Annotated in this window: 12 protein-coding genes; 7 read left to right on the top strand and 5 right to left on the bottom strand. The window is 71.6% G+C overall.

Annotation, left to right across the window (positions count from 1 at the left end; all coding sequences use genetic code 11):
* The first annotated feature begins 96 nt into the window (after positions 1 to 96).
* Positions 97 to 549 carry an Lrp/AsnC family transcriptional regulator gene (locus ACFVTX_RS07875; protein WP_386899039.1) on the top strand — a complete coding sequence of 151 codons (453 nt, stop codon included), beginning with the start codon at positions 97 to 99 and terminating at the stop codon, positions 547 to 549.
* Positions 550 to 567: 18 nt separating this feature from the next.
* Here ACFVTX_RS07875 and ACFVTX_RS07870 read toward each other — a convergent pair whose 3' ends face one another.
* The gene (locus ACFVTX_RS07870) at positions 568 to 2,160 is read right to left on the bottom strand and encodes an ABC-F family ATP-binding cassette domain-containing protein (protein WP_386899038.1); all 1,593 of its coding nucleotides are present in this window, start codon (positions 2,158 to 2,160) and stop codon (positions 568 to 570) included.
* Between the two features lie 205 nt (positions 2,161 to 2,365).
* Here ACFVTX_RS07870 and ACFVTX_RS07865 point away from each other — a divergent pair, with 205 nt between their 5' ends.
* From ACFVTX_RS07865 to ACFVTX_RS07850, 4 genes are all read left to right on the top strand, one after another.
* Positions 2,366 to 4,336 carry an ABC1 kinase family protein gene (locus ACFVTX_RS07865; RefSeq protein ID WP_386899037.1) on the top strand — a complete coding sequence of 657 codons (1,971 nt, stop codon included), beginning with the start codon at positions 2,366 to 2,368 and terminating at the stop codon, positions 4,334 to 4,336.
* 44 nt (positions 4,337 to 4,380) lie between these two features.
* On the top strand, positions 4,381 to 5,043 hold the full coding sequence (locus ACFVTX_RS07860) for a CatA-like O-acetyltransferase (protein WP_386899036.1): 663 nt from the start codon (positions 4,381 to 4,383) through the stop codon (positions 5,041 to 5,043).
* Positions 5,044 to 5,151: 108 nt separating this feature from the next.
* Complete coding sequence (locus ACFVTX_RS07855; RefSeq protein ID WP_386899035.1) at positions 5,152 to 6,333, top strand: low temperature requirement protein A; 1,182 nt, start codon at positions 5,152 to 5,154, stop codon at positions 6,331 to 6,333.
* A gap of 232 nt (positions 6,334 to 6,565) precedes the next feature.
* Positions 6,566 to 7,708 (top strand): trypsin-like serine peptidase, encoded by a 1,143-nt coding sequence (locus ACFVTX_RS07850; RefSeq protein ID WP_386899034.1) that lies wholly within the window; start codon positions 6,566 to 6,568, stop codon positions 7,706 to 7,708.
* Between the two features lie 39 nt (positions 7,709 to 7,747).
* Here the strand turns inward: ACFVTX_RS07850 and ACFVTX_RS07845 are convergent, their stop codons facing one another.
* A complete protein-coding gene (locus ACFVTX_RS07845) occupies positions 7,748 to 8,821 on the bottom strand; it encodes a winged helix DNA-binding domain-containing protein (protein WP_386899033.1) in 1,074 nt (357 codons plus the stop codon).
* Between the two features lie 106 nt (positions 8,822 to 8,927).
* Here ACFVTX_RS07845 and ACFVTX_RS07840 point away from each other — a divergent pair, with 106 nt between their 5' ends.
* Positions 8,928 to 9,389: a hypothetical protein gene (locus tag ACFVTX_RS07840; RefSeq protein ID WP_386899032.1), complete on the top strand. Its 462-nt coding sequence runs from the start codon at positions 8,928 to 8,930 to the stop codon at positions 9,387 to 9,389.
* Between the two features lie 34 nt (positions 9,390 to 9,423).
* On the opposite strand, the gene ACFVTX_RS07835 is transcribed toward ACFVTX_RS07840, so the two are convergent.
* Positions 9,424 to 10,221 carry an SDR family NAD(P)-dependent oxidoreductase gene (locus ACFVTX_RS07835; RefSeq protein WP_386899031.1) on the bottom strand — a complete coding sequence of 266 codons (798 nt, stop codon included), beginning with the start codon at positions 10,219 to 10,221 and terminating at the stop codon, positions 9,424 to 9,426.
* 62 nt (positions 10,222 to 10,283) lie between these two features.
* On the opposite strand from ACFVTX_RS07835, the gene ACFVTX_RS07830 reads away from it, so the two are divergent.
* Positions 10,284 to 10,874, top strand: a complete 591-nt coding sequence (locus tag ACFVTX_RS07830) for a TetR/AcrR family transcriptional regulator (protein WP_386899030.1) — start codon at positions 10,284 to 10,286, stop codon at positions 10,872 to 10,874.
* Between the two features lie 35 nt (positions 10,875 to 10,909).
* Here ACFVTX_RS07830 and ACFVTX_RS07825 read toward each other — a convergent pair whose 3' ends face one another.
* Positions 10,910 to 11,551, bottom strand: coding sequence for a response regulator (locus ACFVTX_RS07825; RefSeq protein WP_386899029.1), 642 nt, complete (start codon positions 11,549 to 11,551; stop codon positions 10,910 to 10,912).
* Positions 11,544 to 12,761 carry a sensor histidine kinase gene (locus ACFVTX_RS07820; protein ID WP_386899028.1) on the bottom strand — a complete coding sequence of 406 codons (1,218 nt, stop codon included), beginning with the start codon at positions 12,759 to 12,761 and terminating at the stop codon, positions 11,544 to 11,546. Before ACFVTX_RS07820 ends, ACFVTX_RS07825 begins: the two co-directional genes overlap by 8 nt.
* Positions 12,762 to 12,763 lie beyond the last annotated feature (2 nt).

Genomic DNA, 12,763 nt, shown 5'->3' with positions numbered 1-12,763 from the left:
CTCCTCCGATCGAACAGCTCGACGCTACGCGTCAGGCCGGGGCAGCCGCTGCCGAGTTCTGCCTTGCAGAGGGAGTGTTGTGGAATAATCTTCTGGATGGATGCCATCGACCGGAGAATTCTTGCCGAACTCCAGCGCGACGGCCGGCTGAGCCTCACCGAGCTCGCCGAGCGCGTGCAGCTCAGCATGTCGCCCACGCATCGGCGCCTGCGCGCCCTCGAGGAGTCGGGTGCGATCACCGGCTACCGGGCGAACATCGACGCCGAACGGGTCGGCCTCGGCTTCGGCGCACTCGTGTTCGTCACGTTGGAGCAGGCGAATCGCGCCACCGTGCCCGCGTTCGACGCGGCGGTCGCCGCGATCCCCGAGGTGATCCAGGCGCTCCGCCTCTTCGGCGACCCCGACTACCTGCTGCGCGTCGCGGTCCGCGACCTCGCGGCGTACCAGCGCCTCTGGGACGAGCAGCTCTCGGCGCTGCCCGGAGTGCGACGCGTCGAGTCGACGCTCGTCATGAAGGCCATCGTCGACGATCGCCCGCTGCCGATCTGAGACGGCGGGCGCGAGCGATCAGAGCGCGCCGGTGGCGGGCTTCTCGACGACCCGCCCGCCGCCCTCGAAGACGAGCAGCCGGTCGGCGAGCTTGTCGACGAAGAAGCGGTCGTGCGAGACCACGACGACTGCGCCCGGGAAGTGCGTGAGCGCCCGCTCCATCACCTGGGTCGAGGTGATGTCGAGGTGGTTCGTGGGCTCGTCGAGCACGATGACGGCCGCCCCCGAGAGCAGGCACTGGGCGATCGCGACGCGCGCCTTCTGCCCGCCCGAGAGGGTGCCGATCTTCTGCTTGAGGTCGGCCTCCGAGAACTGCAGCATCGCGAGGAAGCGGCCGACGCTCTTCTTGGTCGCGGTGAACGCGAGCGAGTCGGGGTAGGCGTTGACCGCGTGCCCGACGGTGTCGGTGAGGTCGAGCTCGGCGTAGACCCGGTTGTACGAGATGAAACGCGCGCCCTTCGCCCAGCGCACGGTGCCCGCGTCGGGCGTGGCATCCTCGGTGAGCACCTCGAGCAGCGTGGACTTGCCCGAGCCGTTCGAACCGATCACCGCGACCCGGTCGCCGCGCTGCAGGTCGAAGGAGACGCCCTCGAAGAGCGGCGCACCGCCGAAGCCCTTGGTGAGCCCCGTGACGGTGAGCAGGTCGTTCGACACCTTGAGCCCGTCGTAGATCGTGGTGATGATCTGGTCGATGGGGCGCGGCGCCTGCCGCTTCTTGATGTCGGCGAGGCGTCGGGCGACGGCGTTCTGCGGGTTGCGGGCGGCCTCGCGGCGGGCGGCCGACGCGGCCTGCTCGTAGGCGAGCAGCTCCTCTTCGTGCGCGAACTGCTTCTCGAGCATCTTCAGCCGCGACTGCTTCGCGTGCACGTACGCCGAGTAGTCGCCCTCGTACTCCTGCAGGCGGTAGTTCTCGATCTCGATGATGCGGTCGACGACGCCGTCGAGGAACTGGCGGTCGTGCGAGACGACGAGCACGGCGCCCGCGAAGCTCTGCAGCCAGTTCTCGATCCACTTCACGCCGTCGAGGTCGAGGAAGTTCGTGGGCTCGTCGAGGAGCAGCACGTCGGGCGCCTGCACGAGGATCTGCGCGAGCGCGGCGCGGTTGCGCCAGCCGCCCGAGAGGCGGTCGACGGGCAGTGCTCGGCGCTCGGCGTCGAAGCCGAGCCGGGTGAGCACGGTGTCGATCGTCGTCTCGTACGTCCAGCCGCCGATGTGGTCCATGCGCTCGAACAGCTCGCCCTGCTCGGTGAGCAGGCGCGTCATCTCGTCGTCGCCCATCGGCTCGGCGAGCGCGAGCCCGATCTCGTCGAGGCGCGCCTGCGTCTCGTGGACGTCGGCGAAGTGCGCACTCAGCGTCTGCTGGATGCTCTGCTCCCCGTCGAGCTCCGAGAACTGGGAGAAGTACCCGATCGTCGTGCCGAGGGTGACGTCGCGCGTGCCGCCCGACGGTTCGCGGCGGCCGAGCACGACCTCGAGCAGGCTCGACTTGCCGGTGCCGTTCTTGCCGATGAGCCCGACCCGGTCGCCCTGCTTGAGCTTGAGGTACGCCTCTTTCAGCACCGGTCGCCCGTCGAACTCGATGCTCACGTCGTTCAGGCGGATCAGGCTCACGGGCGTCCTCGGTTTCGGGTGGGGCTGCGGTGTCGCGCGGTGCGCGAGAGACGGCGAGACGGATGCCTCGAGCCGGCGTCGAGTCTACCGACGGGGCCTGCGCGATCGCTGCGGACTCCCGCCCGGCCGCCGCGGGCTCGCCGCCGGCCCGCCGCGTTGGCTAGCGTGATCAGTGGCGACCGCCGGGTCGCGGATGGGGGTCGGGATGGACGTCGCCGACGTGCTGCTCAACGTGGGGCTCATGATCGTGCTCACACTGGTCTACCTCGCCGTGCTCACGGCGTTCGTCAGGCGGGTGCTCGGCGTCCGCGTGGGCATCGTGCGCATCGTGATCGCGGGCCTGGTGGGCCTCGCCGCCGAGGTCGGGTTCGAGTCGCAGTTCATCTGGGGCAAGCAGGAGTACTCCCCTGCCCTCATCCCCGTCCAGCTCGGCATCGTCATGTTCGCGTCGGTGGCGTTCCTCGTGCTCGCCGACATCATCGTTCCGCCCGGCACCGTGCAGCGTCCCGACCAGTGGCTGCCGTCGCTGCGCCGCAGCGCCGCACGCACCCGCCGGTACACCGAGATCTCGCGCATAGCCGTGCGCCACGGGCTCGTGCCCTTCCGGCCGAACACCGAGCCGACGGCCGCGGGCCGCGCCGAGCGGACCCGTCAGGCCGTCGCGCTGCGATCCGCGCTCGAGGATGCGGGCGGGGCGTTCGTGAAGCTGGGCCAGGTGCTCTCGACCCGGAGCGACATCCTGCCCCCCGAGTTCGTCGCCGAGCTCAGCCGGCTGCAGCAGCGCGTGCCGCCGGCCGTGTGGAGCGAGGTGCGCGCCCTGCTCGAGTCCGAACTGCCCCGGCCGATCGACGAGGTGTTCGCCGACTTCGACGAGACGCCGCTCGCCGCGGCGTCGATCGGCCAGGTGCACCGCGCGACGCTCGCCTCGGGCGAGCCGGTCGCCGTGAAGGTGCAGCGCCCCGGCATCGTGCCGCTCGTCGATCGCGACCTCGACATCGTGCTCCGGCTGGCCGACCAGTTCGAACGGTCCACTGAATGGGGCAGGTCGCTCGGCGTCCGGGGGCTCGCCCAGGCGTTCGCGTCGAATCTCCGCGAGGAGCTCGACTACCGCATCGAGGCGGCGAACATGGCGGCGATGGCGGCGACCCTCGCCAGGCATCCCGCGCGCGAGCGCGTGACGGTGCCACGGCACCAGGCCGAGCTCAGCGGCGAGCGCGTCCTCGTGATGGACCTCGTCGAAGGGGGCACGCTCAGCGATCCGGCCACCCTGCGAGGCCACTCCGATGCCGAACGCACCGATCTGGCCGATCGGCTCTTCGCCTCGGCGATGCGGCAGATCATCGACGACGGGGTGTTCCACGCCGACCTGCACCCCGGCAACATCGTGGTCGCCGGGTCCGGCGAGATCGTGCTGCTCGACTTCGGATCGATCGGGCGTCTCGACTCCGAGCTCCGCCGCCAGATCGGCGAGGTGCTGCTCGCCTTCTACCGCGGCGACTCCCGCAGCTTCGGCGACGCGCTGCTCGGGCTTGTCGAGCTGCCCGACGACCTCGACGAGGTCGCGCTGCGCCGACAGATCGGCGGGTTCATGTCACGCCGGCTCGGCCCGGGCGGCACCGTCGACGCGACGGTCGTGACCGAGATGGTGCGGCTCCTCGCCGAGAACCGCATCGCGGTGCCCGGCGAACTCGCCGCGGCGTTCCGCGCGGTGGGCACCGTCGAAGGCACGCTGCGCCTCGTGAACCCCGGTTTCGACCTGCTGACCGAGGCGGAGGGGTTCGCCAAGGCCCGGGTCGCCGATGCCGCGCGCCCGTCGGCACTGTTCTCGAGCGCGATCGACGAGGTCGGCGGCCTGCTGCCGATCCTGCGCCGCATGCCCCAGCGCGCCGACCGCATCAGCGCGGCACTCGCCGACGGGCGCCTCGCGTTCAACGTGCGCCTGTTCGCCGATCGCCGAGACCGTGCGCTCGTCCGCGATCTCGTCAGCCTCGTCGCCGTGGCCTTCCTCGCCGGCGTGTTCGGCATCATGGCCTCGATGCTGCTCATCAGCGAGGGCGGCCCCGCCGTGACCCCCGAACTCACGCTCTACCAGCTCTTCGGATACATGCTGGTGATCGTCTCGGGGCTGCTGACGCTCAAGGTGCTGTTCGACGTCTTCCGGCGGCGCACGCCCTGATCGGCTCCGGCCGCGAGCCGCACCGGGATGCGAGGATCGAACGCATGCCGACTCCCGTGCCCACCCCGATCGACCTCGACAGCTGGCCGCGCCGCGAGGCCTACGAGCACTACCGGCATCGTGTGCCCTGCACCTACGCGCTGACGGTCGAGCTCGACGTGACCGCCTTCGCAGCCGCGCTGCGCGCCTCGACGCGCAAGACCTATCCGGCGCAGATCTGGGCGATCGCGAACGTCGTCAACCGGCATCCCGAGTTCCGGATGGCCCTCACCGACGACGGCGCGCCGGCGACCTGGCCCGTGGTGCATCCGGCATTCACCGTGTTCAACCCCGACCGCGAGACCTTCGCCGCCGTGTCGGTGCCGTACGACGCCGACTTCGGCCGCTTCCACGCGGCGGCGATCGCCGAGCTCGCGGCGGCGTCGGCGGCGACCGGGATGTTCCCGCAGGGCGGCCTCCCGGCGAACGGCTTCGATGTCTCGAGCCTCCCGTGGACGAGCTTCACCGGGTTCGCGCTGCAGATCGACGGCGGCTCGAACCACCTCGCACCGATCTTCACGCTCGGCCGCTACCTCGAACGCGACGGCCGCACGCTGCTGCCGCTCGCGGTGCAGATCCACCACGCGGCGGCCGATGGGTTCCACACCGCCCGGCTCGTCGGCGAGCTCGAGCAGCTCTTCGCCGACCCCGCGTGGGTCACCGCCTGACGCATCGACTCGAACCGACCGATCCACCCCGCGAACCGGGGCGTGACACCGCAGCACGCCGCGCGTAGCCTGTGCGGCAGCAACGCCACGCCGGACGAGGGGGTGTCCGTGACGGTTCCCGATCGAGATCCATCCCGCGCGCACTGGATGGAACTGTTCTTCGACCTCATCTTCGTGGCGCTCGTCGGCCAGCTGGCCCACGGACTGCACGAGCATCCGAGCTTGTCAGGGCTGCTCCTCTTCACCGCCCTGTTCGCGTCAGTGTGGTGGTCGTGGGTCAACCTGACCTTCACGGTCAACCTGATGCCGTGGCTCACCCGGCGTCAGCTCGCACTCGTCATGCTCGCCGCGATGATCGCGGTCGGCGCGATCGCCGTCGCCGCGCCCGAGGCCACCGGTGACCGCGCCTGGCTGTTCGCGGCGGGCAACGCCGCCCTGCGGTTCGTGCTGCTCGGGCTCTGGATCACGATCTCCTGGCGCACCGGGGGCGCCGCCTCCCGCGTGCGCGTGCTCGCCTACAACGGTGCGACGGCCATGCTCTGGCTCGTGTCGATCTGGGTGCCGATGCCGTGGATGTTCGCGCTCTGGGGCGCCTCGATCCTCGTCGAGGTGACGCTACTGATCGCGAGCAGCCGGAGCTGGGCCGACCGCGTGCTCGTGAACATGAACACCGAGCACCTCTCCGAGCGGTTCGGCCTGCTCGTCGTGATCGTGCTCGGCGAGTCGGTGCTCTCGGGCGTCGCCGCGCTCGACGAGCACTGGAGCGCCGCATCGAGCATCGCGGCGGTGCTCGGTCTCTGCGTCATCTCGCTGCTCGCCTGGTCGTTCTTCATGTACGGCACCGACGCCATGCGCACCGGGCTCGACGAACTCCGCGAGGCCGGCGACTACCGCGCCATCCGTGACACGGTCGGCTTCCTGCCGTTCCTGATCGTCGTGGGCGTGACCGCGATCTCGGGCGCGATCGACGCCGCGATCACCCATCCGCACGAACCCCTGCCCGAGGCGTCCGTGGTCGCCCTCTGCGGCGGCATCGCGATCTTCTACCTGACCAACGCGATCATCTCGCTGCGCTTCGGCCGCCCGCTGCGGACCGTGCTCGGCTGGGCCGTGCCCGCCCTCGCGCTGACCGTCGCACTCGCGCTCGTGAGCCTTGTGCTCGAAGCGCAGCTCGCGATCGCCGCCGCGGTGGTCGTGCTCGCCGTCATCGTCGCGATCTCCGAGACCACGAACCGTCGCAAGCGGGTGGTCGGGCCCGGCGCAGGACTACCGCTCGCGCCGAGTGGGTGAGGTGAACGGGTGAGGCGAAGGCCCCGCCGCACCGACCGTCAGTGCGCCCACCGAGCACCCCACGGTGCCCGCCCTGATGCCGACCCGCGCCGCTCGGAGGAGTCTTCGAGCACGGAAGGGCGGTCGCGTGACGACAGCTCGTCGTACCCGGATGGCACCCGAGCATCGCACGCAGGGGCCGTTCTCCGCCTGCGGCCCGGAGAAGGTCCCCGGGCCTCCGGAGGTGATCACCATGGATGACACGACGCCGGCCGAGAACGGCGCCTCCGAACCGCCGAGCGGCCCGGAGGAATTCCTCCGCCTCGACAACGAGCGCAGCGACGAACGAATGCCCGAGGAGCTCGCACGGCAGGTCGATGGGCGCACGCTCACGATCACGACGCGCGAGAAGTTCGATCTCAAGGCGGCCGAGCCCGTTCGCTACGACGCCGATCGATGGCAGCTGCGACTGCCGGAGGGAGCCGGGCTCGTCATGCCGGGGCGCACCTCGGGTCGGCTCTCGCTCGACGAGGTCGGCAAGGCGGCCGCGCGCGACGAGCGCTCGGGGTTCGAGCTCGAACCGTCCCGCCCGTCGTGGGTCGACTTCGAGCCGCATCCCAAGGTGACGGCACCGCGCACGACGGTGCTGCGCCGCGTCGACGGACGGATCATCGAGCCGCACTACGGCGTCTTCGGGGCCGACAACCGCCAGGTCTACTACCCCGGCGGCTACCCGTGGACGTGCGTCGGCAAGATCCTCGTCTGGGACGACTGGGGCTCCCCCTACCCGGCCTGGTCGGGGTCGGGCGTGCTGATCGGAGACCGCACGGTCCTCACGGCAGGGCACATGTGCCCGTGGGGGTCGCGCAACTGGGCGATGCAGTTCGTCCCGGCGTACTACGACGGGACGTCGACCCTGGGCCGCGGCGTGAGCTCGTACGTGTCGGACTACTACGGTTACGACACCGACGAGTCGGTCTCGGCCTGGGACATGGCGGTGCTGCGGCTGTACACGCCGCTCGGCGTCACCCACGGCTACTTCGGTTCGAAGAACTACAACAGCGCGTGGGAGGGCGGCGACTACTGGACGCTCGCCGGGTATCCGGGCGCCGTCTCGGGCGGCAACCGGCCCTCGCGCCAGATGTGGTGGCCCGTGCTCGACGACGACGGCAGCGGCTCGGCCGAGGAGGTCGAGTACGAGGCCGACGCGACCCCCGGCAACTCGGGCGGCCCCGTGTTCGGGTTCTGGAACGGGGCGCCGTACGCCATCGCGACGCACAGCGGCGGCTCGAAGACCACCTTCCTCTGGTGGACCATCGAAGACACCAATGTCGGCGCGGGCGGCGGTGCGCTCAACTCGCTCGTGAGCTGGGCGCGCAGCAACTGGCCGGCCTGACCTCGACGGCGGATGCTCCGGCGCGACCCGAGCGCCGGATCACCCGGCTGCGTCGAACTGCACGCGCGGTTCGAGCTCGAGGAAGGCGGCGTAGCGCGCCGCGGCATCCTCGATCGCCCGTCGCTCGCCCGCGGTGAGCGCTCGGTGGGGATGCAGCGCGAAGGCGACCGCCTTCGCCGTGACGGTGCGCTTCATCGCGGCGACGAGCTGGCCGTCGACGAGCGCCATGCCGATCGCCGACTCGCGCTCGCGCGGAACCGTGCCCTCGCCGTCGAGCACCCAGCGCGAGTCCTGGTAGCCGCGGTACATCTCGTCGAGCACCTGCAGCAGGTGGCCGGCGGGCTCGGCAGGCCCGGTCGGCGGACCGCCGGGCGCGTGCCAGAAGGTGCGCCCGTCGTGCTCGAACGAGTCGAGCCGATCGGCGACGGCCGCGATGCCCCGACGCGCGTCGGTCACGGTGAGCGTCGCCCAGTAGGCGAGGTCGCGCTCGGTCGCCGGGCCGTGCCCGGTGCAGTACCGGAGCGCGAGCCCGGCGAGCGCCTCCTCGCGGTCGAACGGGCGCCCGGTCGGCACGCGCTCGTCCATGAGCGCGTAGGTGTGCTCGCCGTCGCGGGGCACGCCGCTGCACACGAGGCCGGTCATCTCGAGGCGCCCGACGACCAGCATGAGCTGCTGCCCGGTCAGTTCGAACCCGCGGTCGGCGAGCGCCGCCGCGAGATCGGCGCGGGTGCGGTCGGATGCCTCGCCGAGAACCCCCTCGATCGCGTCGGTGATGGCGTGCATGCGGCCGTCGAGGGCCGTCAACTGCTGGTCGAAGACGGGGAACACTCGAGGTGCGGTGAGCTCCAGCAGCCAACGGACGTCGTCGGCGTGCACGTAGTGCCAGGTGGGCCGCAGCACGTGCGTGCGGATGACCCGCCCCGACGCGAGCGCGCCGGCGAGGTCGTGCCGGTCGGGCGTCGTCGTGCGCGTCGCGACCGCCCACGCCGACTGCGACGGGTTCTCGGCCTGCACGGCGAGCAGCGACCCGACGACCCGCTCGGCGTCGTCGACGGGAGCGGCGAGCGACTGCGACCGCAGCCGCCAGCGGGCGATGTCGCGATCGGTGGTCATGTCTGCAGCGTATTGCCGGCCGCCGTCATGGCGCACCGTCGCGCGCGCGGGCTTGCCCGCCCTCCGCTCGCACTGGCAGCATGAGCGCAGATCGATCGGAGGCGCGATGACCGGTACCGCCGCACCCGTGACGGCGGCCGCGCCTCCCGCATGGGCGACGCTGCTGCTCCGCGTCCGGGGGCTGATGCTGAGCGGCGCGTTCGCCGCGGTCGTCTACGGCATGCTCACGAACTCGAGTCGCAGCGCATGCCCGACGCAGACCGGCAGCGTCTCCACGGCCCAGTGCGTGACCTACACGCTCAGCCCGAGCTGGGTCGTGGTCGCCGCCATGGCGATCGCACTGCTCGTCGGGCTCGGCGCTGCGAGCCGACGCGCCGATGCACGGGCCGCGATGCGCGCACTCGACCGCACCGGCACGGTCATCATCGCGATCGCCCTCACCTCGCTCGTCATCGCGCAGGTGTGGTTCTGGGCGCTGCCGGTGCAGCAGGTGCTCGACCACGGCGGCGGCCTCTGGTTCCCGTTCCCGTTCGGCGCGGTGATGAGCGACTTCACCGAGCTCGGCTGACGCGCCGACCGTCAGCGCGACGCGAGCGCGACGTTCACCGCCCGGGCCCTGCCAGCACGCGGCCGGTCATCGTGAGCACGAGTCGCCGCGGCATGAAGCCGACGAGCTTGCTGGTGAACGCGTTGGCGCGGCCCGAGACGACGCTCGCTGGGCCGCGGCGACGGTCGACGCGGCCCAGGGCGAGCGAGACGACCTGCTCGGTCGTGCGGAAGCGGCCGACCGCCGCGCGCTCGGTGCCGACGACGTCGAAGAACTCGGTGCGGGTGGCGCCGGGGCTCAGGGCGAGCACGCGGAGCCCCGAGCCCCGCGTCTCGTAGGCGAGCGCCTCGGTGAAGCTCAGCACGAACGCCTTCGACGCCCCGTAGACCGCCATGTTGGGGCACGGCTGGTAGGCGCCGGTGCTCGCGACGCTGACGAGCGCCCCGCGCCCGTCGCGCACGAGGTCGGGCAGGAACTCGCGGGTGAGCGCCACGAGTGCGGCGATGTTCACCTGCACGAGCTCGGCGATGCGCGCGGGGTCGGCCTCGGCGAAGGGGCCTCGCATGCCGAAGCCGGCGTTGTTCACGAGCGTCTGCACGCGGATGCCGCGTTCGTCGAGCGCGACCCGCAGCTCGGCGGGCGCTTCTGGCCGGGCGAGGTCGAGCGCGATGGGCGTCGCCCGCACGCCGTGCTCGCGCTCGAGGCGGTCGGCGAGCTCGCGCAGCCGGTCTTCGCGCCGGGCGACGAGCACGACGTCGGCGCCGCGGCGGGCGAGCTGGGTCGCGAACTCGGCGCCGAGCCCAGAGCTCGCGCCGGTGACGAGGGCGGTGGTTCCGGAGAAGTCGGTGGTCATATCCGACAATGTAGACAGTGCCATCATTGTTGTCAATGCCTACTTTCGGATATGGTGCAGTGGTGACCGAACGCGCTTACCACCACGGCAACCTGCGCGAGGCGCTGCTCACCCGCGCCTGGGCGACGATCGACGACGACGGGCTCGACGCCCTGTCGATGCGGCAGCTCGCCCGCGACGTCGGCGTCAGCCACGGGGCATCCGCGCGCCATTTCGCCGACCGCACCGCCCTGCTCGACGCGATCGCGGTCACCGGCTTCGAACGCATGAACGCCACGCTCGCCGAGGCCGTCACGAGCGAGCCGACCTTCGACGCGCGCCTGCGCGCCGCCGGACTCGCCTACGTCCGCTTCGCCGTCGAGCACCCGGCGATCCTCGACCTCATGTACAAGGCCAAGCACCACCCCGACGCCTCCCCCGAGCTCCTCGAGCTCAGCCGGGCGAGCATGGCCGCCGTGGTCGCCCTCGTCGCCGAGTCGCAGGCGAAGGGCGAGATCCGCGAGGGCGACGTCGAGCGGCAGGCGCTCGTCGTCTTCGCCGCCGTGCACGGCGTCGCCGCGCTCGCGACCGACGACCTGCTCGACGGCGTCGCCTGGCAGGATGCCGCCGAGTCGACGATCGCCGTGGTGCTCGGAGCCTTCGCGGCCGACTGACCCGGCGGGCCGACGGGCCGACGGGCCGACGGGCCCTACGTCAGCAGCCCTCGACGGTACCCGACCGCCACGGCCGCGGCCCGGTCGTTGACCCCGAGCTTCTCGAAGATGTGCAGCACGTGCGTCTTCACCGTCGCCTCGCTGATGAACAGCTCTGCGGCGGACTCGCGGTTCGTGCTGCCGCTCGCGATGAGACGCAGCACCTCGAGCTCGCGCTCGCTCAGCACCGCAGCGGGTGCAGGAGCCGGTTCGCGCACGCGGCCCATGAGCTTCTGCGTCACCGACGGTGCGAGCACGGCCTCGCCCCGCGCGGCCGACTCGACGGCGCGCAGCAGCTCGTCGACCGGGGCGTCCTTCAGCAGGTAGCCGGTGGCGCCGGCCTCGATCGCCGGCAGAACCTCGGTGTCGCTGTCGAACGTCGTGAGCACGAGCACGCGCGCCCGCACTCCGTGCTCGGCGAGCCGCCTGATCGCGGTCACCCCGTCGACCCGCGGCATCCGGAGGTCCATGAGCACGACATCGGGGTCGAGCCCTCGAGCAGCTTCGACCGCCTCGGCCCCGTCGTTCGCCTCGCCGACGACGTCGAAGCGGTCGTCGCCCGCGAACATGCCGCGCAATCCGTCGCGCACGATCGGATGATCGTCGGCGATGAGCAGGCGGATGGGTGCTTCAGCCAAGCGGGGTCTCCCTCGAGAGTGCGGGCACGGTGGCCGAGATCGCGGTGCCGGCTCCGGGCTCGGACTCGAGGTCGAGCGTACCCCCGAGCCTCGTCGCCCGCTGTCGCATCGAGGTGAGCCCGAATCCGCCGTCGGTCGTCGCGGTGTCGAACCCGACGCCGTCGTCGCGCACGTCGAGCGTGACGACGTCGTCCATGAAGGTCAGGGTCAGCCGGACGCGGCCCGCCCGGGCGTACGCGCCCGCGTTCGCGAGCGCCTCCTGCGAGATCCGCAGCAGGGCGACCTCGACCTCGGGATGCAGCGGACGCACCGGGCCGACGGCGGAGAACTCGGCGCGCACGCCATTCCTGTCCCCCCACTCCGCCACGACCGTGGCCAGGGCATCGGGCAGCTGCGCGCTCTCGAGCTGCACCGGCCCCACCGCGTGCACCGAGCGGCGCGCCTCGGCGAGGCTCTCGCGTGCCAGTCGCGTCGCGACCTCGATGCGCCGGCGACGGTCGTCGTCGCGGCCGGCGTCGTCGGCGCGCTCGGCGGCCTGCAGCTGCGTGATGATGCCCGCGAGGCCCTGTGCGATCGTGTCGTGGATGTCCCGGGCGATGCGCTGGCGCTCGTCCAGCACACCTGCCTCGTGGGCCTGTACGAGCAGTTGCGCGTGCAGGCCCTCGTTCTCGTGGATCACTGCCTCGAGCTGCTCGACCATGTGCTTGCGCTCGACGCTCCGCTCGAGGGTGACGTCGCCGAGATGACTGAAGAGCGAGACGAGCGCGACGAGCGCAGCGACGAAGAACAGCCGCACCACGACGGCCGCCGGCGTCGGCTCGGGCGGTCCGAGGAAGGCGGTGATGCTGATCGCTGCCGTTGCGGCCAGCCCGACGTACCGCCACGCGCCGTGCAGCCGCTGCCACGAGTGCACGTACCCGACGAAGGCGAAGAAGCTCGCGAACCACATGTCGCGAGCGCACAGCGCACCGATCAGCACGATCAGCCCGGCGACGTAGAGCGGGCCGAGCGAGACGCGCCGGCTGAGCGTCGCGATCCACACCGCGGCGAGCGCGACGAGGCCGAGGATGACGAGCACGTCGACCGGGGCATGCCGCCCCGTGAGCAGCGCGAGGGCCGTCGATGCGGCGAGGAGCACATACGGAACGGCCGCGGTGAGCCGCTCGAGCCGTTGCTCGCGGAGATCGAGTCGGTCTGCAGTATCCGTCATGC

The organism is Agromyces sp. NPDC058136 (assembly GCF_042884375.1).
Classification (GTDB): Bacteria; Actinomycetota; Actinomycetes; order Actinomycetales; family Microbacteriaceae; genus Agromyces.
This window is presented reverse-complemented; position numbering and strand designations above follow the sequence as displayed.

Coding starts and splice junctions, on each gene's coding strand:
- ACFVTX_RS07865 (WP_386899037.1), top strand. CDS start 2,366: ATGGACGTCGCCGACGTGCTGCTCAACGTGGGGCTCATGATCGTGCTC.
- ACFVTX_RS07835 (WP_386899031.1), bottom strand. CDS start 10,221: ATGACCACCGACTTCTCCGGAACCACCGCCCTCGTCACCGGCGCGAGC.
- ACFVTX_RS07845 (WP_386899033.1), bottom strand. CDS start 8,821: ATGACCACCGATCGCGACATCGCCCGCTGGCGGCTGCGGTCGCAGTCG.
- ACFVTX_RS07850 (WP_386899034.1), top strand. CDS start 6,566: ATGGATGACACGACGCCGGCCGAGAACGGCGCCTCCGAACCGCCGAGC.
- ACFVTX_RS07860 (WP_386899036.1), top strand. CDS start 4,381: ATGCCGACTCCCGTGCCCACCCCGATCGACCTCGACAGCTGGCCGCGC.
- ACFVTX_RS07840 (WP_386899032.1), top strand. CDS start 8,928: ATGACCGGTACCGCCGCACCCGTGACGGCGGCCGCGCCTCCCGCATGG.
- ACFVTX_RS07820 (WP_386899028.1), bottom strand. CDS start 12,761: ATGACGGATACTGCAGACCGACTCGATCTCCGCGAGCAACGGCTCGAG.
- ACFVTX_RS07875 (WP_386899039.1), top strand. CDS start 97: ATGGATGCCATCGACCGGAGAATTCTTGCCGAACTCCAGCGCGACGGC.